Here is a 22,290-nt window from a genome sequence, read left to right on the forward strand (position 1 = left end):
TCTCCCTGGATTGTAATCTGTTCTTTTGAGGAAATTCTAAGCATCCTTCGTGCCAATTGTCATACGTGGCCAATATGCAGCGGCATCGCCACTGACGGCGGGTGAAATCGATCTCCACGTCGCGGAGTGTTGACCGGAAGGACATGTGTCCTCGTTGAGATCACGATGAAGAGCTTGCAGGAGGAAGATCGTTGGCCAGCGGATCGACAGTGCCTGCGATCCTGCCTGTTGTTGCTCTGCGTGATATGCGGCGCAAAACTTGCTGTTCGTTGCCATCACGTCTGCAATGGAGAAGACAATTGAAGGCAGTCCAGGTAAACGCGTTCGGACCGATCGCACAAGCGAGCTTCACGGACGTGGCTGATCCGGTCGCGAAGGAACGCGAGGTTGTCATCGCCGTCGAGGTGGCGGAGGTCAACTATCCGGATATCCTAATGATGGAGGGGAATTATCAGGTCAAGCCGCCATTGCCGTTCGCGCCGGGAAAGGGCGCCGCCGGCCGCGTTGTCGCGCTCGGCGCAGGCATTTCGGATCTGAAGGTCGGGCAGCGCGTTGCGGCTCAGCTCGAGTATGGCGCATTCGCCGAGACGATCAGCGTGTGTCGTTCGCTGTGCTATCCGGTGCCTGACGGCGTCGATATCCAATCCGCTTGCGCCGCGGTTCTCACTTATCAAACTGCATGGTTTGCCCTCACCGATCGGGGCCTGATGCAGCCCGGCGAGAGCGTATTGGTACTCGGCGCCGGCGGGGGTGTCGGCATCGCCGCGATCCATCTTGCCAAGGCCCTCGGTGCCGGAAAAGTCATTGCCGGCACGCGCGGTACCGCCAAGGCCGAACTGGTGCGTCAGGCAGGTGCGGATCATGTGGTCGATCTCGCGATGGCAAATTTGCGCGACGGATTGCGCGCTGAAATACATGCATTGACCGAAGGCCGCGGCATTGATGTCACCATCGACCCCGTGGGGGGAGTGGTATTCGAGCCGGCCTTGCGAGCGCTCGCCTGGCGTGGCCGCCATATCGTCATCGGATTCACCGGCGGCGATATCCCAGTGGCACGCACGAATTATTTGCTGGTGCGCAACATCTCGGTCTGTGGATTGCAGGGGTCAGATTACCGCGACCGCTGGCCCGAAGCCTGCGCGACTGTGCAGGCTCGGATTTTTGATTTTATCGAAGACGGTATGTTCAAGCCCGAGGTCAGCGTAGTACTGCCCATGAGCCGCTTCGTCGATGCGCTTGAAATGCTTCGACGCGGCGAGGCCCAGGGCAAGATCCTGCTGGCGCCGGATGTGGCCTAACGGGCTGGATCACGTCAGAGTTTCGCGCGCAATTCATCAACGCTCTCGGAATTGACGAGGGCGGTGAGGTCGCCGGGCGAACCACCCGTCAAGATCGCGCGGATAACGCGGCGCATCACTCTCATGTTTCGCGTACGCGGCAGATCTGAAACGAAGATGATGCGTCGTGGCTTGAACGGCGCGCCGAGGCCTGCGGTGATCACGCGCGACATCTCGGCCGCGAGAGTTGCATCGGCGGGATGATCGGGCCGCGGTACGACGACGCAGACGATGGCCGAGCCCTTGATCTCGTCCGGTACGCCGACGGCGGCCGCATCCTTGATCCGCCCGGTGGCAAGGAGCAGCGCCTCGATCTCGGCAGGACCCGTTCGCTTGCCAGCGATCTTGATGATGTCGTCGGAGCGACCGTGGATGAACCAGTCGCCGTCGGCATCACGCGAGGCAAAGTCGCCATGGGACCAGATGCCCGGGAAGCGGCTCCAATAGTCGGCAAAGCGCGGGTCGCCGTTCCACAGCCCGCGCGTGGTGCCAATGGACGGCGCGCGGACGACAAGCTCACCCACCTCGCCGTTGGGGACGCTGCGGCCGTTGTCGTCGACGATGTCCGCTCCGGTGCCCGGTGCGCTGCCGTGAAAACTCTTCGGCTTGATGGGATAAAGCAGGTTGGTGACGAGAATGGCGCCGAGTTCGGTGCCGCCGATATTGTTCATGATCGGGATGCACTTGCCGAGTACATCCTCGTGGAGCCATGCCCATGACGACAGGTCCCACGGCTCGCCGGTGGAGACCACGCCGCGCAGGGAGCTGAGATCGTACTTTGTGGCTTCGCCCGCGCCATAGGAATTCATCAGGCGCGCGATGGTCGGGCTTAGGCCCAGCAATGTCAGCCGATGATCCTGGATCAGGCGCCAGAGCCGTCCATTGTCCGGATAATCAGGGCCGCCTTCGGCCAAAGCGAGCGTTGCACCGGTGATAAAAGTCGCGACGATCTGCAACGGGCCGATCAGCCAGCCGATATCGCTCATCCAGATCCAGCGATCTTCCCGCTTGACATCGAAGCAGAGAAAATAATCGAGGGCGGTCTTGGCGGTGAAGCCGCAATGCGTGTGCACCGTACCCTTGGGTTTGCCGGTCGTGCCGGATGTGTAGATCACCATCATCGGGTCGTCGGCGCCGACGATCACGGCAGGAAAATCCGGGCCAAGCTTGGCGATCTCGTCCCACCACAGGTCGCGACCGGCCAGCATGTCAGCGGTGCGTGTCGTCGGAAACACGATGACACGATGAACCGATGTCACGTCATGCAGCGCTTCGTCGAGCACAGCTTTCATCGCGCTCACATTGCCGCGGCGCAAGGTAGACTCGGCAGCAATTACTACAGTGGCTTCGGCATCCTGTAGCCTCGACGCGATCGCATTGGCGCCGAAACCGGAGAACAGCGGCAGGACGACGCCGCCAGCACAGACGATTGCCATGAAGGCGATGGCCGTCTCTGGCAGCATCGGCATGAACAAGCCGACCACGTCGCCGGGCTTGAGGCCATCGGCAGCAAGGCCGCGCGCGAGATCGTTTACTGCGGCAGCGGTTTCGCCATAGCTCAGGGCGCGCTTGGCGCCATCTTCGCCCTCCCACAGCAGCGCGGAGTGTGCGCCACGACCTGATAGCAGATGGCGATCGAGCAAGGTCTCGGTCATGTTCATCCGTCCGCCGATGCACCAGCGCGGCCGTGCGGGATCGTCGGTCAGTTCGAGGATATTGCGGTACGGCGTCTGGAAGCGGATTTCGAAGAAGCGGATGATCGCGTCCCAGAACCATGCTGGATCTGCCGCAGCTTTCTGCTCCAGCGCGGGATAATCGGACTGGCCAGTATGGGCGATGAACGTGCTCCAGTTGGTGCTGCGTCGCAATTCTTCGCTCGGAAACCAGGTGGCGCGTGCCATCAGTTCGGCGTCGCTGATGGTGTCTGGGGTTGCAGTGGTCAACGTCTCATCCCTCGTTTTTCTGTTGGGCGACGTCGACGATGACGTCGCCGTTGTCCAGAACCACGCGGGCGTCGCTGGTGGCTTGGGTTCGGAAGCAGGCGGTGCGCTCGCTTGTCTGCCAGATATCGGTGCGCAGCGTTTCGCCGGGGAATACGGGCGCCGTCAGTCGCAGCCGCAATTCGCGCAGCCTTGTCGGATCGCCAGCGCAAAATGTCTTGACGATCGCGAAGCCTGCCAGCCCGAAACTGGCGAGGCCATGCAGGATTGGGCGCGGAAATCCCGCATCGTTTGCGACGTCGGGTAATGCATGCAGGGCATTGTCATCGCCGCACAGGCGATAAAGCAAAGCGGCCTGCGGCGATGTGGGCGTTTCCACTGAGAAATCCGGCGGACGATCGGGGAAGGCAATGCGCCGGGCTGCCGGCGCAGGCGGGCCGCCGAAGCCGGTCTCGCCGCGGCAATATTCGCCGACGCGAATTGTTGCGATCGGCTGCCCGTCGTCAGCCACGATGATATCGCGTCGGGTGATCATGAGTGCACCCTTGCCGGGGCCGCGGTCATAGATCTCCTCGATGGCATTGCGACCGATAATCCTGGCGCTGGATGGCAATGGCCGATGGATGATCAGTTCCTGACTGACATGAAGAACGGTCCTCCAGTCGAGGCCAGCGTCCGGGGCGCGTAGCCAAAAGCCGGGATAGCCGAGGGTGACAGCCATGGTCGGCAATGCTTGCAGGCCATCTTCATGTGTGAAGTGCAGGTCGAACGGATCGTTCGGGCGCATGCCAACGCCGATGCCGAGCGCATAGAGAATGCAGTCGGTCGATCCGTATTCCTGGATCACATCCGGAAAGGGTCTCGCCTTCAGTGTTTCATAGTCGATCGCCACTGGCCGCCTCGGAGCTTTCGATCTATCGAACGGTTAACCCGCCATCGACCATGACACCGGCGCCATGCATGAAGCGGGCGGCATCCGTGGCGAGGAACAAGGCGACATCCGCGATATCCTCCGGTTGGGCAAAGCGACCGGCCGGCACCGCATTGACGGCTTTGACGAAGCGTGAGGTGCTGTCGGACAGTACCTCACGGGTCATGCCGGTCTCGACCATACCCGGACAGACCGCATTGGCACGGATGCCCTTGCGGCCATATTCATGCGCCAGCTGCCGGGTGTATCCCATGATCGCATGTTTGCTGGCTGTATAGGCCGGCCCGCCACCGCCCGCAACGAAGCTGGCCACGGAGGCGATATTGACGATCACGCCGTGCCCGCGTTCGAGCATGCCGGGGAGAACCGCATTTGTGAGGCGGAAGACGGCCTTTACATTGACGTCGAACAGCCGATCCCAGAGTTCATCGCTGGTCTCGAGCGATCGGACATAGCCGTCGTGCAGGCCGGCGGTGTTGGCGAGAATGTCGATACGGCCGAACTGGTCGGTGGTCTCTTTGACCAGACGGGCGATGTCGCTCGTGCTCGTTAGATCCGCGGTGATGCTCACTGCCTTGTCGCCGTCGCCCCGGATCGTGCTGACGAGCTCCAGAAGCGCGTCAGAGCTGCGATCAACGGCTACGACCTGCGCACCGGCGGCTGCATAGAGGCGGGCCTGAGCATGGCCAATGCCTGATGCGGCGCCGGTGACGATCGCAATACGATCGTTGAGTGCGGGGACAACGCGGGCTGAAGATATAGAAAGCGTGTTCATACTGTCTTTCGTCATGATGCGCGGTAGCGGACGGGCTCGGGCGACAGTGCGCCGCTTCGAACCTTCTCGACGAGCTCACGCTTGAGGACTTTCCCACTCGCAGTTATCGGAAGTTCGGAAACGGATATGAAGTATTTGGGCATGTCGAACCTGGAGAGCCCTTCCGCTGCGAGATGCTGGAGTGCGATATGAGCGGTAACGTTTTTATTGCCGGCGGGGATGATCGCGAGGCAGACTTTTTCTCCTAGCCGGACGTCAGCGACCGGGAACGCTGCGACCTTTGCGATATCTGGGTGACGCAAAGCCAGGCTTTCGATCTCGACCGGATAGATGTTGTGGCCGCCGCGGATGATAATGTCCTTGGATCGGCCGGCAATGGTGATATTACCGTTGGCATCGACGCTGGCGAGATCGCCTGACATGAACCAGCCACGCCGGTTGAACGATGTTTCCGTCGCCGCCTGATTGGCATAGTAGCCGAGCATGAAGGAGGCGCCGCGGCCGCCGAGTTCGCCGATCTCGCCGGGGGCGGCGAGGATGTCGCGGTCATTGGCCTTCCAGACTTTTAGTTCGTAGCAGGGATTACCGCGCCCGCAGCACTGGCCGACGGTGTTGACTAGGACATCGTGTCCGTCGTCGCGCAGCGTGGAGGTGTGCGATCCGCCTTCGCTCATGCCGTACGTGTTTTGCGGCACGATACCGTAGTCGGCGAAACGTCGCGCGACTTCCGGCGCAATGGAGGACCCGGACATGTAGAACACCTTGACGTCCCCGAGCCGCTCCAGGCCGCGCGTTGTGGCGTCCTGCTGGATGTCGATGGCGTGAGTCGGGACGCCCATCACATAGGTCGCGCCTGTCTCAAGAATGCGATCCAGCGGCTTCATGCCCTTCGCCAGATCGTTCGTAATGTATTCGCAGCCTGACACCAGTGTCAGCTCCACGCCGATGATCGCAAGGTGGTGGCTCATTGGCCCCAGGCAGTAGGTTATCGTATCCGCTGAGTGTCCCCAGTCGGCCACCATCGCGCGGCCATTGGCAAGGAGTGTATTGTCAGAATGCATGACGGCCTTCGGTTGCCCCGTCGTGCCCGAAGTGAGCGCGATGTAGCAGACCTTGTCGGGATTAATGTCGATAGGCGATTGGGCGGCGATCGCGTCTTTTGCCGGGAATTCGGCGGTCTGGTCCGGCTTCGGCGTGTCCGCGGCATCGATTGGGGGGAGAGCATAGACCCGCTCGATGCTCTCGATCTGAGGTAGCCGCGCGAAGATATTGTTCTGTCCGGAATCCGCGCCGTATCCGACGCTGGTGAGGAAGGTGCGGACCGAGAAGCGTTCAAGCAGGGATGCGACTTCCGCCACCGTATGGTTCTGATGCAGCGACAGCAGGGCGACATAGCCGTTGCGTGAGCAGGCGAGCAGCGCAACCAGAATCTCGACGCGATTGGGCAGCCAGACCGCGACACGCTCGCCGGGGGTCAACCCGGATTCATGCAACTCGCCGGCAAAGATATCAGCCCATTGTACAAGCTCCTTCCATGTCAGCCGGTGACGCCGGTCTTGTGCCGCATAGGCGTCGGGCCGCTCAGCGGCGTGGCACGCAGCCATCATATAGAGCGTATCATCAGCCCACAGGCCGCTGGCATAGTGACGACGAGCTGATGACGGGTCGTGCAGAGTGAGAAAGCGGGATGTCATGATCAATCTTGCATTGGCCGGCGCCGACCACATCCGCCGGCGCCGCGATGTGAGGTGGATGAGGCTCAGCCCGGCTCTTTCATCAGCGGACAGGCGTCGTCGGAACCTTCGGGTTTGGCATCGTCGGCTGGGACTTTGGCGATCAGCTTGTAGTAATCCCACGGTCCTTTCGACTCGGCAGGGCTCTTCACCTCGAACAGGTAGAAGTCGCGATGCACCCAGCCGCTTGGCCAGATCTTGGCATTGTCCGTCATGAAGTCGTTGACGGGCACGGCCTTCATCTGTGTCGCAACTTTCAGGCCTTCCTTGGTTTTGGCGGCGTCGATTGCTTTGAGATAGTGACGGGTCGCGCTGTAGATGCCAGCCTGGATCATCGTCGGCATCCGACCATTGTGACGCGCAGCGAACTTCTTAGACCACTCGCGCGTCGCGTCGTTGAGATCCCAGTAGAAGCTTTCGGTCAAGCGCGTACCTTTGGCTACGTTGAGGCGAGGCTATGAATGTCGGTGAGAAAGGCCAGCAGTGCCGCAACCTTCTGACCACCCTGCTGCAGTCCGAACTCGTTCGACTGTCGCACGGAGTTGATGAAGTCCGTAGCGGAATTGGCGAGCCCCACGACATCGGCCTTGGACGCTTGTGCCTGCAGCAGAAACGAAGCGAAATCGGCGGCTGCGACGGGATGGCGTACGTTACCAATCACCTGGCCGCCGTTCTTCTCGATAACCGCGGTCGCATCACGCTGCAATGCGTGGCCGAATGCGTAATCCGCAGCGACGAAGAACCACTTCTTTCCGCCAGCCTTGGTTACTGCGGCGGCAGTGCCGTTGGCGACCGCGGTCGTGTCATAGGTCCAATGGAAGCCTGTCGGCGAACATGCCTTGCCGGTCAAATCAGAAGTTGCGGACGTCGAGAACATGACCACTTTGCTGCGCTGCCTTGCAACTTCCTGCACGGCAAGGCCAGCAGACGAGAGCGGCACGTCGAGGATGGCATCCACATTTTCATTGTCGAACCAGCGCGATGCGAGCGCACTTGCAATATCAGCCTTGCGCTGATGGTCCGCAGAGATCACGTCAACCTGGCGACCACCGGCCACGCCGCCAGCATCCTCCACGGCCATCTGCGCAGCGAGGACCGAACCGGCTCCCGCCATGTCGCTGTCAGGGCCGGAAAGATCCGTCAGCACTCCGATTTTCACCTCTTCATTAGCTTGTGCAGGCGCAAACTGGGCGAAAAGCGCAAGCTGGAGGGCGGCGCAGGCCAAAGCCCACTTTTTCATTGTGTTTCCTCTAGATTTTTTATCAGCGATAATGCCGCTGCTCTCGTCGCTTAAGCATCGTTCGTGCCAAGATGTAAGCTATGACGATGTGGCCGGTCCATTGTGCCAGGAAGAGCAAGGCATTCCGTGGCAGTGTTGATCCCGTGACAATCGGATCGAACTGTAGAGGACACGGTTCGTTGCCGAATTGCCGTATCGCGGCTGGGGCATACGGGATTTGTGTCGACGACCGTAACTACAGCGCTTGGCCCGATAATCGGCTGCTGATTGGTCAGCGCTGCGCATCAAATGGATTGGATGATGCTGCGGTTGCGAAGAGGCAACGCTTCCTCATGTCGCTGATCTGTGTTGACCGCGACTACATGTGTCCTCGTCGCGGTCAGATGGGCGTCTTTCGTTGATGTCTTCGCGACGAGACCGCGGCATTTTGCGTTGGCATTCATATTGCTCTGTGTCCCTTTAGCCGGCGGATGTCGCGGCGAAGGGGAGAACGAAATGAAAAAATGTGTGTTCGCAGCTGCAATACTGATGCTGGGCGTGTCGTCGGCCTTACCTGCGTATGCGCAGATGTCCAACGATATTGTGAAGCTTGGCGTGCTGGACGATATGTCGGGGCCTTATGCCGATATCCAGGGGCCGGGTGATGTCGTCGCGGTGAAAATGGCCGTCGAGGATTTCGGCGGCAAAGTCAACGGAAAGCCGATCGAAGTCGTCTCGGCTGACCTTCAGAACAAGGCTGATGTCGGTCTGGCGATCGCGCGCCGTTGGTATGACAATGAAAACGTGGACGTGATCCTCGGGCTCGGACATTCCGGCGTTGCACTGGCGGTGCAGGGGATTACCCAAGAGAAGAACCGCGTTTCGATCACGACGTCAGCCGGATCGACATTGTTGACCGGAAAGCAATGCAGCCCGCTGGGCATGCATTGGGTCTACGACACCTACGCGCTTGCGAAGGGCACTGCGAGCGCGGTTATCGCGCGCGGCAATGGCGATAAGTGGTTCTTCCTTACGGCCGATTATGCTTTCGGCCATGCTCTGGAGCAAGACACGTCGGCGATCGTGAAACAAAAAGGTGGCACGGTAGTTGGCACCGTCCGCGCGCCGCTCAACTCATCGGATTTCTCGTCCTTCCTGCTGCAGGCACAGTCCTCGAAGGCGCAGGTGATCGGTCTGGCGAATGCGGGTGCCGATACCATCAACGCGATCAAGAATGCGTCTGACTTCGGTATCATGTCGGGCGGTCAGAAGATGGCGGGCCTTCTTGTATTGCTGACGGACATTCACACGCTTGGTCTCAAGACGGCGCAGGGGTTGCTGTTTACGGAAGCGTTCTATTGGGACCAGAATGACGAAACGCGCGCGTTCTCCAAGCGCTTCGCCGAACGTCACGGCGGCAAGCCGCCGACCATGTTCCAGGCGGGCATCTACAGCGCAGCGATGCACTATCTGAAGGCCGTCAAGGAGGCCGGAACCGACGAAGCCAAGGCCGTGGTTGCGACCATGAAGAAGCTGCCGGTGAACGACTTCATGACGAAGAACGGCTCCGTCCGGGACGACGGCCGTATGATGCGTGACATGTACCTCATGGAGGCCAAGAAGCCCGCCGACTCGAAGTCGACATGGGATTTGATGAATGTCGTCGCTACAATCCCCGCGGATCAGGCCTTCCGGCCGCTCTCCGAAAGTGAATGTCCGCTGATCAAGAAGTAAAGGTCTTGCGTTAGGAACGGGAGTGGATGCCTAGCGTGTCCGCTCCATTTCCGCGAGTTTCTTGTAAAGGAAGGAGCGCGAGATTCCGAGCGCGGCTGCGGCCTTCTTCTTGTTGCCCCTGCAAGCGGCAATCGCTTCTTTGATCTCTTCGTTCAGAATATCCGACACGATATATTTTAGCTCGCGTTGCGGTGCGTCTTGCGCCATGGGTTGCCGAGGGATCGTCGGCGTGCGCTGTGGCATGTCCGAGAGATCCTGAGCCCCAATGACATGTCCGTCCGAGAACACGAATGCCCGTTCGATTTCGTGCTGCAATTGACGGATATTTCCGGGCCACGCACGATCCATGAGTTCGTTCAATGCATCGGCGCTTAGCATCGGGACGCGTCGCGCGTGGCGATAAGCGATGTCATGCAGAAATTTATTGGCGAGGGCAGGGATGTCTTCGAGGCGGTCGCGGAGTGGAGGAAGTTCGATAACGATCGGCGAGATTCGATAGAACAGGTCGAGGCGGAAGTCGCCTGTTTCCACGAGGGACTGTAAGTCTTTGTTCGTTGCCGATACCAGACGGAAATCCACGGCCTGCGGGCGATCGCCGCCAACACGCTCGACGATTCTGTCTTGCAGAACGCGCAGCAATTTAGCCTGCACTTCCAGTGGCATGTCGCCGATTTCATCAAGCAAGATTGTGCCGCCATTGGCCTGCTCAAACTTGCCCTTGCGTCCCTTCTTATCTGCACCCGTGAACGCGCCGGGCTCGTAACCGAACAGTTCGGACTCAACAAGATTGGCCGGCAACGCGGCGGCGTTGACATTGACCATGGCGTGGTCGCGGCGTGGGCTGAGGAGGTGCAACGCATGCGCGACCAATTCCTTGCCGGTGCCGCTTTCGCCCCGGATCAGCACCGGTATCTCCAGCGGTGCGACCTTGATGATCTGCGCTCGAAGACGCTGAACTGACGGACTCGTCCCGATAATAGCCTCCAGGCCGTACGCGCGAGACTTCAGGGTCTCGCTTTCGCGTTTGTAGAATTCGAGCTCGCCTTCCAGAGTCTTGATGCGCGCGCTCAGCGCATCGACCTGCTGCGGTCCCTTGAACATCACGCGGCCGATAGCACCCAGTACCTTGCCGTCGCGCTTGATCGGAATGCGCGACACGACGCGTTCCGATCCGCGCATCCGCTGGATGGCGCCCACATCGGCCTTGCCGGTCGCAACGACTTCATGCAGGCGCGTATTGTCGATGACGGATTCGACCGGCCTGCCATTGCCTTCGCCGGGGCGCAGTCCAAAGAAGGATTCATGCACCGGCGAGATGTAGACGATGTTTGCCTTGTCATCGACCACGGTCATCGCGTCGAATGGGTCGGTGAGCAGATACTGGAAAATGTCCCATGAGAAATCGACGCTGCCGATGAAATTAAGCAACGCGTCGCCCGGCGCATCGGCCAATACGAGCATCTCTCCTTCGGCAACCCGTGCTAGAAGAACGACATAGACCTTGCGATCGAGATTGAGCGTGGTGATCCGTCGCTCGCGTGCTTCTTCCATCCAGTGCGGATCGATGGCGAGAGATTGCACGCGCGGATCCTTGCCGAGGCCGACATACGCCACAACGCGTGCAGCGGCATCCGTCAGCAAGACGCCAGCAATGATCCCTGAAATTGTCTTTGGCATTTCCTCAGTGTCCTTATTGAGGACAACAGGAGCACAGCGGCGGTGGAACTGCAAGACGCTTTGCCGTCGTTGAAGACACTCCCTTGGCATCACCGCAAAGCGACGTTTCGAAATCGCTGCAATTGCTGGTGTTCGCGCTTGAAAGGAAATGTGGCATGAGTGTTGCTCATTACATCCCGCCAGCAACACGCCCACAGAGGCCTTTCATATGCTGCGCTGCGAGACAGGGATGAAACCGTATCTTACTTTGCACCATCCGGTAGCGTCGAAGCGTTACTACAGTTCAGGTTTGTGGGCTGACGACACCTTCTACAGCCTGCTCGCGCGCCACGCGGCGAGCCGCCCCGATGCGATCGCGCTTCAGGATGCGCGACGTACACTCACCTGGGCCGAGCTGAAGCATTGGGTCGACGGAGTTGCGGCGGACCTCCGTGCGTTTGGCCTTGTCGGTGGCGATCGTGTCGTGATGTGGCTGTCGAGCCGCGCAGAAGCGGTGGTGATGTTTCTCGCCTGCGCTCGCGAGGGGGTGGCCTGCAATCCATCGGTCCACAAGACCTTTACCTGTGCCGAAGTTGGAGAGCTCCTGCAGACCGTGTCTGCGCGTGCGCTGCTGACCGAGGAGGGCTGGGGTACCGATCGCGCCCAGTCCGACTTCGACTCGGTGTTGGTGCGGATCCCCAGTCTCAAGGTGGTCTACACGCCTGACGCATTCCCTGGAGCGGCGAGCAATGTCACCGAGCCGTGCGACGATCCGGACAAGGTGTCCTATCTCGCTTTCACGTCAGGCACGACGGGATCACCGAAATGCGTCATGCATTCGGACAATACGCTCCTGGCCAATGCGCGCGATCTCGTCCGCGACTGGCAGCATGGTCCCGAGACGGTGTTGCTGTCGCTGTCACCGCTGTCGCATCACATTGCGTGGGTCGGTGTGGCGCAGTGGTTGTTGATGGGCGGGCGCTTCGTTACCGCGGATCCGCCGCAGGGCATGAGCCGGCTCGACTGGATCGCGCATACGGGCGCCAATTATGTGTTGGGCGTGCCGACGCATGCGATGGACATTCTGGGCGAGCAGCGCGCTGCCGGAAATCCGAAGCTCGGCAATGTCTCGATCTTCTACATGGCCGGTGCGCCAATTCCGCCGAGCGTTGCTGCAGCTTTCGTTGCGCAGGGCATCAAGCCACAGAACGTATATGGCATGACGGAAAACTCGTCGCACCAATACACGCATCCCGGTGATCAGCCCGATGTGGTCGTCAGCTCGTGCGGTCGCGGCGGCAAAGCTTATGACGTGCGGCTCTTTCATCCTGATGATGAAGACCGCGAGGTCGGGCCGGGCGAGGTCGGCCAGATCGGCGGTCGTGGTGCGGCACTGATGCTGGGCTATTTCAACAATCAGAAAGCCACCGAAGGCAGCTTCAACAGCGCCGGCTGGTTCATGTCCGGCGATCTCGGTGTGATGGACGCTGATGGCAATCTGCGGATCGAGGGGCGGCTGAAGGACCTCATCATTCGTGGTGGGCACAATATTTACCCGTCGCATATCGAGGCGATGGCGGTTCGTCATCCAAATGCCGGGCGTGTGGCCGCATTTCCGGTGCCGGACGATCGGTTGGGCGAGCGCGTATGCATCGCGGTCTCGGGCTCTTTGAGTGCAGAGGAGCTGCTTGCGCATCTCCGCAGCGAAGGCCTCTCGAAATACGACATGCCCGAATATTTCGTGCGGGTCGCCGAGTTTCCGCTCACCGCGAGCGGAAAAATCCTTAAACGCGAGCTGATCCTGCAGGTTCAGCGCGGTCAGTTGCAACCGTCGCCGGTCAAAGCGCCGGCTGCCGCGCGCAGCGCCTAGATCCAGATCTGAACAGACGAGACCTTTCATGCGACCACTCGACGACGTACGCGTACTTGATTTCAGCACCTTGCTGCCAGGACCCTTTGCCAGCCTGATGATGGCGGAAGCCGGCGCGCATGTCGTGAAGGTGGAGCGGCCCGTCCGCGGCGATGAGATGCGCAGCTACGAGCCGAAGATCGGCGATGACAGCGTCAATTTCGCATTGCTGAATGCAGGCAAGAAGAGCATCGCCATCGATCTCAAGGCCCCCGATTCCATCGCGCGGTTGCGCCCCCTCATCAAGGAAGCCGATGTGGTCATCGAGCAGTTTCGCCCGGGCGTGATGGATCGTCTTGGTCTCGGCTATGAGGCCATGAAGGCGATCAATCCGAAGATCATCTATTGCGCCGTCACCGGCTGGGGCCAGAACGGTCCCAAGGCGATGATCGCCGCACACGATCTGAACTATCTCGCAGAGTCGGGTATCCTCGGCCTCAGCGCGGATCGTACCGGCGCGCCGATCATCCCTCCCGTGCTGATCGCAGATCTCGCTGCCGGTGCCTATCCGGCCATGACCAATGTTCTCTTGGCACTGCGCAAGCGCGATCGCACGGGCGAGGGCAGCTATCTCGACATCTCCATGGGCGACAATCTGCTGGGCCTTGCATATTGGGGGCTCGGCAATGGCTTTGCGGCCAATGACTGGCCGGGCGGCAGCGACGCGCTGGTGACGGGCGGAAGCCCGCGCTACCAGATCTATCGCACGGCCGATAACCGCTACCTCGCTGCAGCGCCGATCGAAGACAAGTTCTGGGACAATTTCTGCACGGCGATCGCGCTGCCAGCGGACATGCGTTCTCCCGACGCGGATTGGAACACGGCGATCGAAGCGGTGGGCGCCATCATCGCATCCAAAACCAGCACCGAATGGATGTCGATCTTCGAAGGCAAGGACGTCTGTTGCTCGATCGTTGCCAGCCTGAAGGACGCTGTCGCCGATCCGCATGTCAAGGCGCGCAGATTGCTGGATCGCAAGATCGCCGTTGATGGCCGCACCATTCCCGCCATCCCTGTGCCGGTCTCCAGCATCTTCCGCAGCGCCGAGCAGGCGTCACCGCCCTCACTCGGCGCTGACACCGAAGCCATTCTGTCCAAGTAAGGGGACCATCCATGCAAGCCTTTCAGGTCGTCGAGCACGGTCCTCCGTCGTCGCTGCAGTGTAACTCGGTTCCGGACCTCAAGCCGGGCCCGGGCCAGGTCCATGTCGGCATCCGCGCCGCTGGCATCAATTTTCCCGACGTTCTGGTGGTCTCCGGCAAGTACCAGATCCTGCCGCCGCGCCCGTTCACACCGGGCAAGGATTTTTCCGGCGTCGTGCTCGGCGTCGGCGAGGGCGTCAGCCGCGTGGCTGCTGGTGATCGCGTGTTGTGCCATGTCGAAAATGGCGGATTCGCAGAGCAGGCTGTCGTCGCCGAACACCAAGTGTTCAAGATGCCGGAAGGCCTGTCCTTCGCGTCGGCCGCGGCCATGGGCCTTGTCTATCAGACCGCCTATCTCGCGCTGATTGATCGCGGCCATCTCAAGCCCGGCGAGAGCGTACTGGTCGGCGGTGCCGCCGGCGGCATCGGGCTTGCCACGGTGCAACTGGCAAAGGGCCTTGGCGCCACGGTGCTCGCCGCCGTGCGTAACGAGGAAGAAGCAGAGCTGGTGCGCCAGAGCGGCGCTGATCATGTGATCGATCTCACCCAGCCGAATATGCGCGAAAGTCTCCGCGCCCAGGTGCATGCAGTGACCGGCGGCAAGGGCGTCGATGTGGTCATCGATCCGCTCGGCGATGAATTCTTCGCCGCGGCCATTCGCGCGCTCGCTTGGTGCGGTCGTCTGGTGGTGATCGGCTTTGCCGCCGGCGGTATTCCGACACTGAAGGTGAATTATCTGCTGGTAAAGAACATCGCCGTCACCGGCCTGCAGTGGAGCGATTATCGCGACCGCACGCCGCAGCGGATCGACGACGTGCAAAGTGCCATCTTCGATTTGTGGCAGTCCGGCGCGGTGAAGCCGCATGTGATGAAAGAGTTTCCATTCAAGGAGCTGCCGGTTGCGCTCGAGCTGATCGAGCAGGGCAAGGTTCGCGGCAAGGCCGTCATCGTGATGGATCGGTAACGGGACAGCAGCAGTGACCACTGGAATCAAAACCGCCAAACCCGAAGCGATCCCTGCCGATGCGCTGCCGCTGGTGAAATCCGGTCGCGGCTATACGATGCTGGACGGCATCAGGATCGTCGATCTCACGACGTCGATCGCGGGGCCGTCGGCCACAATGTTGCTGGCCGACATGGGGGCGGAAGTTCTCAAGATCGAGCGGCCAAATGGCGGCGACGATGCGCGCGCTTGGGGACCTCCCTTTCTCGATGGAGAAGCTCTCTGGTTCGCCAGCGTTAATCGCAACAAGAAGAGCGTTGCGCTCGATTATTCCAGCCCGGAAGGACTGGAGATTCTGCACCGGCTGATGAAGACAGCCGACATGGTCGTGGTCAATGTGTCACCGCGCGTCGCTCGCAAACTCAAGATCGACGTGGCGACGCTGCGTGCGCTGCGCGAGGACCTGATCTATGTCTCGATCACAGGCTTCGGCATCGATGGCGAGCGCGCTGACTGGACTTGCTACGATCTGATCGCCGAAGGCTATTCGGGGATCATGGATGTCACCGGCGAAGCCGGCCGCGAAGCGCAGAAAGTGGGGGCTCCGGCGGCCGATATGCTGGCCGGACAGGATGCCGCTTTCGGTGCGATCGCCGCGCTGTTCGATCGGCAGCGCACCGGCAAGGGCCATGTGGTCGATGTCGCACTGGTGGATTCCATGACACGCTTCCTGTCATGCCGCATCATGCCCTATCTCGGCTCCGGCACTGTACCGACCCGCTCGGGCGGACGCGACAGCGTGATTGCGATCTACCAGGCCTTTGAGACGGCGGATGATCCGATCACCCTCGGCCTCGGCAACGACAATCTCTGGCAGCGTTTCTGGGATGCCGTCGGCAAGCCCGACCAGGCATCGATGGATGGCCGGCGCAGCAATATCGAGCGCCGCGAGAACCGCGACGACATCGTTGCGGAGATTGCGTCGATCCTGCGCGAGAAGCCGCGATCGCACTGGTTGCCATTGTTCGCGGCGGCACGCGTGCCCGCCGGGCCGATCAACCGTGTCGATCAGGTGGTCGCCGATGAAACGCTGCATAGGCGTGGTTTGTTCTATCGCATGACAGCCGATGATGGTCGCATCGTTCCGCAGGTGGGAACGGGGTTTGTGATCGATGGCACACCGAATGTGCCGCGCTGTGCACCGCCGCGCCTGGGCGAACATACTGACGACATTTTACGCGAGCTCAACAGCTCATCAACGCAATAACAAACGAAAGGAAACACCCATGAGCTTCAGCACCATCCTGTATGAAGAAGACGGCCCGATCGGCACCATCACGCTGAACCGTCCCGACGACGGCAACATGTTCACCGTGGACATGTGTCACGAGATCCGCGACTGCATCAATGATATCCGTCGCGAGACTCGCACCCGCGTGATCGTGATCACCGGCGCCGGCGAAAAATTCTTCTGCATCGGCGGCCGCAAGGACGGCATGGAGAAGTCCATGCTTTACGCCGGCGTCCTGCCGACCCTCGAAATGTATGAATCGATCGACCGCCTGCAGAAGCCGGTGATCGCCAGCGTCAACGGCTTCGCTGTGGGCGGTGGCAACGTGCTGCAGGTGGTCTGCGATCTCACCATCGCCAAGGAAAGCGCCACGTTCCGCCAGGTTGGCCCGATGATGGGTTCGTTCGATGCCGGTTACGGCACCTGGTATCTGGAAGATCTCGTCGGCAAGAAGAAGGCCAAGGAGATGTGGTTCGCCAATCCAAAAATCTCCGCCAAGGAGGCTCTCGAGATTGGCCTGATCAACAGGGTCGTGCCAGACGACAAGCTGAAGGAAGAGACCCGCAAATTCGCGCTTGAAATCGCTGATCGCGGCCCGTTTGCGCTGGCCTCCATCAAGGGGGCGTTCAATGCCCGCCATGGCGGCGTGTCTGGCCTCGCGCGCGTGTCGCACGACCTGCTGCTGCGTCCGTATCTCGAGACGGAAGAGAGCAAGGAAATGTCGGCGTCCTTCGCCGGCAAGCGCAAGCCTGACGCCTCCAAATTCGGGAAGTAAGCCAATGCCGGTTGAGCTGACAAAGCTGGAAGACTGCGCGCTGCTGCGGCTCAATCGGCCGGCAGCGCTCAATGCGCTGTCGTTTTCGGTGCTGAAGGAAATCTCAGATGCACTCACCGAGGTCGCGGACTGGAAGGTCCGCGCCCTCATCGTCACCGGTGCCGGCGAAAAGGCATTCTGCGCCGGAGCCGACATCAAGGAGCTCGGCGGTCGCTCCATGATCGAGTCTAAGCGCGGCGCCGAGATGGGGCAGGCAACCTTCGCCAAGCTCGACCGGCTGCCCTTCACCTCCGTCGCGGCCATCAACGGTTTTGCCTTCGGTGGCGGGCTTGAGCTGGCGCTGGCCTGCACCTTCCGCGTCGCGACGCCGAATGCAAAACTCGGCCTGCCGGAGATCAAGCTCGGCCTGATCCCCGGCTATGGCGGCACGCAGCGGCTGCCGCGCGTGATCGGCGAAGCGCGTGCGATGGAAATGATCATGCTTGGCCGCACCGTTGCGGCCGAGGAGGCGCATCGCATCGGTCTTGTCCATCGCCTCGTCGAGGGCAATGCGGTCGATGCCGCCATGGCTTTCGCCCATGAGTTCACCGGCTACAGCCTGCTGGCGCAGAATCTCGCCCGTGAGGCCGTGTCGCGCGCGCTCGATGTCCCGATCCAGGAAGGCCTGAAGATCGAGGCCGATCTCTCGACGCTCGCTTTCGGCACCGCCGATGCGGCGGAGGGAATGGCGGCGTTCACCGAAAAGAGAAAAGCGAATTTCAAGGATGAGTAAGGGACAGATCATCGTTACTGGCGCCAGCCGTGGCATCGGTGAGGCCATCGCGCTCGAGCTCGAGCGCCGCGGCTTTGCGGTCGCCGGCTTCTCCCGCAGTGGCACCACGGCAGCTGGCACCGGCTATGCCTGCGACATGACCGACGAGACGGCGATTGCAGAGGCCATCGCCAGCGTCGCCGCGAACGGCCCGATCATCGGCCTGATCAACAATGCCGGCGCGCATGAAGGCAAGCGCAGCGCCGAGCTGTCGCTCGCCGACTTCGAGTCGACCATGCGCCTCAACGCCTCGGCGGTGATGGTGTCCTGCCGCGAGGTCTATCCACATCTCAAGGCGCACGGTGACAGCCTGATCGTCAATATCGGCTCATTCTTCGACAAGCTCGCCGTGGTCGACAATCTCGCTTACTGCGCCTCCAAGGCGGCGGTGGGCGCGATCACGCGCTGCCTGGCTGCTGAATGGGCCCGCGATGGCATCCGCGTGCTCGATGTCGCGCCGGGCTACATCGAAACCGATCTTAACCGGGACTTTCTCGCCAGCGAGAAGGTGCAGTCCTGGCTCAAGCGGCGTGTGCCCGCCGGCCGTGCCGGTTCGGCGCAGGAAGTGGCGCGGCTCGTCGGCGCGCTTTTTGCCGAGAACATCGCCTTTCTCACCGGAGAGACGATCTATATCGACGGCGGACAAGGGATGAATCACTAAATGTTGGTCTTCGAACAGCTTGAACGCAACCGTTCCTGGGATGAGAGCGAGAGCCTGATCATCTCGCAGGTCGATCGGCTCTGTGTCGAGGTCATCGCACCGAACGCCGCGCATATCGATGCGACCGGCGAATTTCCGTGGAAGAATGTCGAGGCCATCAATGCCCTAGGTCTCAACACCATCTTCATCCCGGAGCAGTTCGGCGGCACCGGCATGTCGTTCCGTCTGTACCTCGCAGTGGTGCGGCGGATCGCCGAGGCCTGCGCCTCCACCGGTATCATCTACGCCACCAACTTCCATGCGATGAAGCCACTGATCGAATTCGGCACCGATGAGCAGCGTGAGCGTCTGCTGCCCTGCATCGCCGAGGGCGGTCTGGCCTCGCTCGCCATCACTGAGGAAGCGGCCGGCTCAGATGCCACCGGCATGAAGACCCGTTTCACCGAAGATGGTGACGACATCGTCATCGATGGATCAAAAATCTTCATCACGTCAGGCGACGTTGCCGATCGCATCCTGCTGTTCGGCAAGTTCGCCGGCATCGAGGATGCCAAGAAGGCAATCTCGGTGTTGATCCTGGAGAAGGGGGCAGCGGGCTTCTCTGTGGTGCGCCTGGAAGACAAGATGGGCCATCGCGGCTCCTCGACCGCCGCACTGCAATTCGATGGCGTTCGCGTGCCCAAAGCCAATCTGATCGGTAAACCCGGTGATGGCCTGCGCATCCTGCTGGCATCGCTGAATCGCTCGCGTCCGAGCATCGGCGCGCATTCGCTGGGCATCGCCATGGCCGCCTTCAAGGACATGGTCGCCTATATGAACGAGCGCAAACAATCCGGCCGCCGCATTGTCGATTTCCAGGGCAACCAGTTCATGCTGGCCGATCTCGCCACCGATCTCGCAATGGCCGATTGCTGGCTCGATCATCTGGCGCATCTGATCGACAGCGGCGCCAAGGATTTCAGCGTCGAGGCCTCCATGGCCAAGATGCGTGGGTCAGATCTCGCGATGCGTGCGGCGACGGATGCCGTGCAGATGCATGGCGGCTACGGCTATTGCCGCGACTTCCGCGTGGAGCGCCTGATGCGCGACGCCAAAATCACACAGATCTGGGAGGGCACCAATCAGGTGCACCGTCAGCTCATCGGCAGGAGCTTTGCAACCAAATGACGAAAACCATCAAGACCGTGGGCGTCTGCGGTGCCGCCGGCACCATGGGGGCCGGCATTGCGCTGGTCGCGGCGCGCGCTGGCTATCGCACCATCTCCTTCGACATGAAGGCCGATGCGCTGGAGCGCGCCGGCAAGCAGTCCGCCGCGTTCCTCGATAAATCCGTTGCGCGTGGCAAGCTGGAGCAGGCCAAGCGCGACGAAATCCTCGGCGCGATGTCGCATACGACGGATATCGGCGAGCTCGGCGCTTGCGACATGGTGATCGAAGCGATCTTCGAGGATCTAACCGTCAAGCGCGATCTGATGAAGCGTCTCGACGGCGCCTGTTCGGATGACACGATCTTCGCATCCAACACCTCGACCCTCTCGATTACCCAGATCGCATCGGGATCGAAGCGTCCCGAGCGTGTGGTTGGCATGCATTTCTGTCTGCCCGCGCAGTTGATGAAGCTGATCGAAATGTCGCCGGGAATTCTGACCTCGGACGAGACCTTCCAGACCGCGTGGGGTTGGACCAAAGCCTGCGGCCAGATCCCGGTCAAGACCCAGGACAAGCCCGGCTTCATTCTCAACGCGCTGCTGGTGCCGTTCAACAACGACGCCATCCGCGCGGTTGAGGCCGGCGTTGCCAGCGCCGAGGACGTCGACAAGGCGATCAAGGTGGGCCTCGGCTATAAGATGGGGCCGCTCGAACTGATCGATCTGATCGGTCTCGATACCCAGGTCCGTCTCTGCGAGGCGTTCTACCCGATCACGCTCGATCCGCGCGCGGCCACGCCGCCGCTGCTCAGCCGCATGGTCGCCGCCGGCCTGCTCGGACGTAAGTCCGGGCGGGGCTTCTTCAATTACGAAGGCAACGCGATGTTTGGAGCTTGATCCGATGGCTTATGCAATCAGTCAGAGCGGCTCGAGCCGTTCATTCCCGGATGGCGACAGCTTCCTGCAAAATGCCTCGCGCGCGGCCAATGCCGACATCCTCGTTCTGTGCGGCGCAACGTTCGTTGCCGATTCGTCGAAAAGCGCGATCCTGATCGAGCTCGGCAATGAAAGTCTCGCCGAGCACATTGGCGATGACTGCAACGAGACCAATGTTCTGGGCTTTGCACGCTATTGCAATGGCGATGATAAGCCATCGCCCTTGGTTGAACTAGTGCGTCCCGCGGGCGCGTCAGATACGGCCGTGGCTGCTGCGCGCGATATGTTCAAGATGGCCGGGCTCGAAGTCGTCGTGTCGTCCGATCAGATTGGACGCATCATCAACCGGCTCGTGCTGCCAAAATACAATGCGGCACTGCGCTTCCTCGATGAAGGCCTTGCCACGCAGCAGGACATGGACCTGACCTGCAAGCTCGGTCTTGGTTATCCCGACGGCCCGATCGAGCGCGTCGTGCGCGGCGGCCTCGCGCGGCATTTCGATGTCACGCAGGCACTGTTCGAGACCTATGGCACACCATCCTACGCACCGCCGCGCCGCGCGGTCGTTGCATCGCGTCGCAAACGGGGCGGATGACGTCTCCACCGGTGTCGCCAACGGTGGGCGGCATCGGCCATCATCTGGCAGGATTTTCAGTGACAAGCGACTTCATTCTCGAAACCAACGGATTGACCAAGGAATTTGCGGGCTTTTTTGCAGTCCGCGATGTCAGTCTCAAAGTTCGCCGCGGCACCATTCACGCATTGATCGGCCCTAACGGGGCCGGCAAGACCACGTGTTTCAATCTGCTGACCAAGTTCATGCAGCCGTCCGCCGGCCAGATTTTCTACAAGGGCAAGGATATCACCGCGACGGCGCCCGCCGACGTGGCGCGCCTTGGCCTCGTACGTTCGTTCCAGATTTCCGCGGTGTTTCCGCATCTGACGGCGCTGGAAAATGTCCGTGTTGCACTGCAGCGCCAGCATGGATCGTCGTTCGACTTCTGGCGCTCCAAGAGCGTGCTGGATCAGTACAATCAACGCGCCGCCGAACTGCTCGACGACGTCGGCCTCAGCGAATTTGCCAATACGCCCGCCGTGGAAATGCCCTATGGCCGCAAGCGGGCATTAGAGATCGCCACCACGCTGGCGCTCGACCCCGAGATGATGCTGCTCGACGAGCCGATGGCCGGCATGGGCCACGAGGACATCGACAAGATCGCCGCGCTGATCAAGCGCATCTCGGCGAAGTATACCATCCTGATGGTCGAACATAACCTCAGCGTCGTGTCCAATCTGTCGGACATCATTACCGTTCTGACTCGCGGAAAGGTTCTTGCGGAAGGCAGCTA

At 60.9% G+C, this 22,290-nt stretch carries 18 protein-coding genes and 1 pseudogene; 13 read left to right on the forward strand and 6 right to left on the reverse strand.

Annotated features, from left to right (window positions below):
- Nucleotides 1–209: 209 nt before the first annotated feature.
- The gene (locus BLW80_RS12510; protein WP_139285811.1) at nt 210–1,298 is read left to right on the forward strand and encodes an NADPH:quinone oxidoreductase family protein; all 1,089 of its coding nucleotides are present in this window, start codon (nt 210–212) and stop codon (nt 1,296–1,298) included.
- Between the two features lie 14 nt (nt 1,299–1,312).
- On the opposite strand, the gene BLW80_RS12515 is transcribed toward BLW80_RS12510, so the two are convergent.
- From BLW80_RS12515 to BLW80_RS30995, 5 genes and pseudogenes are all read right to left on the reverse strand, one after another.
- Entirely contained in the window at nt 1,313–3,280 is a 1,968-nt protein-coding gene (locus tag BLW80_RS12515; protein ID WP_139285812.1) for an AMP-binding protein, read from the reverse strand.
- A 4-nt stretch (nt 3,281–3,284) separates the two neighbouring features.
- On the reverse strand, nt 3,285–4,169 hold the full coding sequence (locus BLW80_RS12520; RefSeq protein WP_093758132.1) for a MaoC/PaaZ C-terminal domain-containing protein: 885 nt from the start codon (nt 4,167–4,169) through the stop codon (nt 3,285–3,287).
- 22 nt (nt 4,170–4,191) lie between these two features.
- Entirely contained in the window at nt 4,192–4,983 is a 792-nt protein-coding gene (locus BLW80_RS12525) for an SDR family NAD(P)-dependent oxidoreductase (RefSeq protein ID WP_093758253.1), read from the reverse strand.
- Nucleotides 4,984–4,994: 11 nt separating this feature from the next.
- Nucleotides 4,995–6,677, reverse strand: a complete 1,683-nt coding sequence (locus BLW80_RS12530) for a class I adenylate-forming enzyme family protein (RefSeq protein ID WP_093758254.1) — start codon at nt 6,675–6,677, stop codon at nt 4,995–4,997.
- A gap of 65 nt (nt 6,678–6,742) precedes the next feature.
- Nucleotides 6,743–7,956 (reverse strand): annotated as a pseudogene (locus BLW80_RS30995) (ABC transporter substrate-binding protein).
- Between the two features lie 495 nt (nt 7,957–8,451).
- On the opposite strand from BLW80_RS30995, the gene BLW80_RS12540 reads away from it, so the two are divergent.
- Nucleotides 8,452–9,669: an ABC transporter substrate-binding protein gene (locus BLW80_RS12540; protein ID WP_093758133.1), complete on the forward strand. Its 1,218-nt coding sequence runs from the start codon at nt 8,452–8,454 to the stop codon at nt 9,667–9,669.
- Nucleotides 9,670–9,699: 30 nt separating this feature from the next.
- Here the strand turns inward: BLW80_RS12540 and BLW80_RS12545 are convergent, their stop codons facing one another.
- Nucleotides 9,700–11,400 carry a sigma-54 interaction domain-containing protein gene (locus BLW80_RS12545; RefSeq protein WP_244528127.1) on the reverse strand — a complete coding sequence of 567 codons (1,701 nt, stop codon included), beginning with the start codon at nt 11,398–11,400 and terminating at the stop codon, nt 9,700–9,702.
- Between the two features lie 175 nt (nt 11,401–11,575).
- On the opposite strand from BLW80_RS12545, the gene BLW80_RS12550 reads away from it, so the two are divergent.
- The 11 genes from BLW80_RS12550 to BLW80_RS12600 all read left to right on the forward strand — a co-directional run.
- Nucleotides 11,576–13,195, forward strand: coding sequence for a class I adenylate-forming enzyme family protein (locus tag BLW80_RS12550; protein WP_093758255.1), 1,620 nt, complete (start codon nt 11,576–11,578; stop codon nt 13,193–13,195).
- A 28-nt stretch (nt 13,196–13,223) separates the two neighbouring features.
- Nucleotides 13,224–14,336 carry a CaiB/BaiF CoA transferase family protein gene (locus BLW80_RS12555; RefSeq protein WP_093758135.1) on the forward strand — a complete coding sequence of 371 codons (1,113 nt, stop codon included), beginning with the start codon at nt 13,224–13,226 and terminating at the stop codon, nt 14,334–14,336.
- Between the two features lie 11 nt (nt 14,337–14,347).
- A complete protein-coding gene (locus BLW80_RS12560) occupies nt 14,348–15,340 on the forward strand; it encodes an NADPH:quinone oxidoreductase family protein (protein ID WP_093758136.1) in 993 nt (330 codons plus the stop codon).
- Nucleotides 15,341–15,353: 13 nt separating this feature from the next.
- Entirely contained in the window at nt 15,354–16,586 is a 1,233-nt protein-coding gene (locus BLW80_RS12565) for a CaiB/BaiF CoA transferase family protein (protein WP_244528129.1), read from the forward strand.
- A 19-nt stretch (nt 16,587–16,605) separates the two neighbouring features.
- Nucleotides 16,606–17,385, forward strand: a complete 780-nt coding sequence (locus BLW80_RS12570) for an enoyl-CoA hydratase-related protein (protein WP_093758137.1) — start codon at nt 16,606–16,608, stop codon at nt 17,383–17,385.
- Nucleotides 17,386–17,389: 4 nt separating this feature from the next.
- Nucleotides 17,390–18,157: an enoyl-CoA hydratase/isomerase family protein gene (locus BLW80_RS12575; RefSeq protein WP_093758138.1), complete on the forward strand. Its 768-nt coding sequence runs from the start codon at nt 17,390–17,392 to the stop codon at nt 18,155–18,157.
- Nucleotides 18,150–18,857 carry an SDR family NAD(P)-dependent oxidoreductase gene (locus BLW80_RS12580; RefSeq protein WP_093758139.1) on the forward strand — a complete coding sequence of 236 codons (708 nt, stop codon included), beginning with the start codon at nt 18,150–18,152 and terminating at the stop codon, nt 18,855–18,857. The genes BLW80_RS12575 and BLW80_RS12580 overlap by 8 nt, the downstream gene beginning before the upstream one ends.
- Nucleotides 18,858–20,024 (forward strand): acyl-CoA dehydrogenase family protein, encoded by a 1,167-nt coding sequence (locus BLW80_RS12585; RefSeq protein ID WP_093758140.1) that lies wholly within the window; start codon nt 18,858–18,860, stop codon nt 20,022–20,024. It abuts the gene before it with no gap.
- Nucleotides 20,021–20,902, forward strand: a complete 882-nt coding sequence (locus BLW80_RS12590; protein WP_093758141.1) for a 3-hydroxyacyl-CoA dehydrogenase family protein — start codon at nt 20,021–20,023, stop codon at nt 20,900–20,902. Before BLW80_RS12585 ends, BLW80_RS12590 begins: the two co-directional genes overlap by 4 nt.
- A 4-nt stretch (nt 20,903–20,906) precedes the next feature.
- Nucleotides 20,907–21,536: a 3-hydroxyacyl-CoA dehydrogenase family protein gene (locus BLW80_RS12595; RefSeq protein ID WP_093758142.1), complete on the forward strand. Its 630-nt coding sequence runs from the start codon at nt 20,907–20,909 to the stop codon at nt 21,534–21,536.
- 59 nt (nt 21,537–21,595) lie between these two features.
- Nucleotides 21,596–22,290 (forward strand): ABC transporter ATP-binding protein (locus BLW80_RS12600; protein WP_093758257.1); only part of this gene is annotated, 695 nt, incomplete at its 3' end.

The sequence above is a fragment of the Tardiphaga sp. OK245 genome, assembly GCF_900108575.1.
In the GTDB taxonomy this organism is placed as follows: domain Bacteria; phylum Pseudomonadota; class Alphaproteobacteria; order Rhizobiales; family Xanthobacteraceae; genus Tardiphaga; species Tardiphaga robiniae.

Coding starts and splice junctions, on each gene's coding strand:
- BLW80_RS12525 (WP_093758253.1), bottom strand. CDS start 4,983: ATGAACACGCTTTCTATATCTTCAGCCCGCGTTGTCCCCGCACTCAAC.
- BLW80_RS12530 (WP_093758254.1), bottom strand. CDS start 6,677: ATGACATCCCGCTTTCTCACTCTGCACGACCCGTCATCAGCTCGTCGT.
- BLW80_RS12540 (WP_093758133.1), top strand. CDS start 8,452: ATGAAAAAATGTGTGTTCGCAGCTGCAATACTGATGCTGGGCGTGTCG.
- BLW80_RS12550 (WP_093758255.1), top strand. CDS start 11,576: ATGAAACCGTATCTTACTTTGCACCATCCGGTAGCGTCGAAGCGTTAC.
- BLW80_RS12555 (WP_093758135.1), top strand. CDS start 13,224: ATGCGACCACTCGACGACGTACGCGTACTTGATTTCAGCACCTTGCTG.
- BLW80_RS12560 (WP_093758136.1), top strand. CDS start 14,348: ATGCAAGCCTTTCAGGTCGTCGAGCACGGTCCTCCGTCGTCGCTGCAG.
- BLW80_RS12570 (WP_093758137.1), top strand. CDS start 16,606: ATGAGCTTCAGCACCATCCTGTATGAAGAAGACGGCCCGATCGGCACC.
- BLW80_RS12575 (WP_093758138.1), top strand. CDS start 17,390: ATGCCGGTTGAGCTGACAAAGCTGGAAGACTGCGCGCTGCTGCGGCTC.
- BLW80_RS12580 (WP_093758139.1), top strand. CDS start 18,150: ATGAGTAAGGGACAGATCATCGTTACTGGCGCCAGCCGTGGCATCGGT.
- BLW80_RS12585 (WP_093758140.1), top strand. CDS start 18,858: ATGTTGGTCTTCGAACAGCTTGAACGCAACCGTTCCTGGGATGAGAGC.
- BLW80_RS12590 (WP_093758141.1), top strand. CDS start 20,021: ATGACGAAAACCATCAAGACCGTGGGCGTCTGCGGTGCCGCCGGCACC.
- BLW80_RS12595 (WP_093758142.1), top strand. CDS start 20,907: ATGGCTTATGCAATCAGTCAGAGCGGCTCGAGCCGTTCATTCCCGGAT.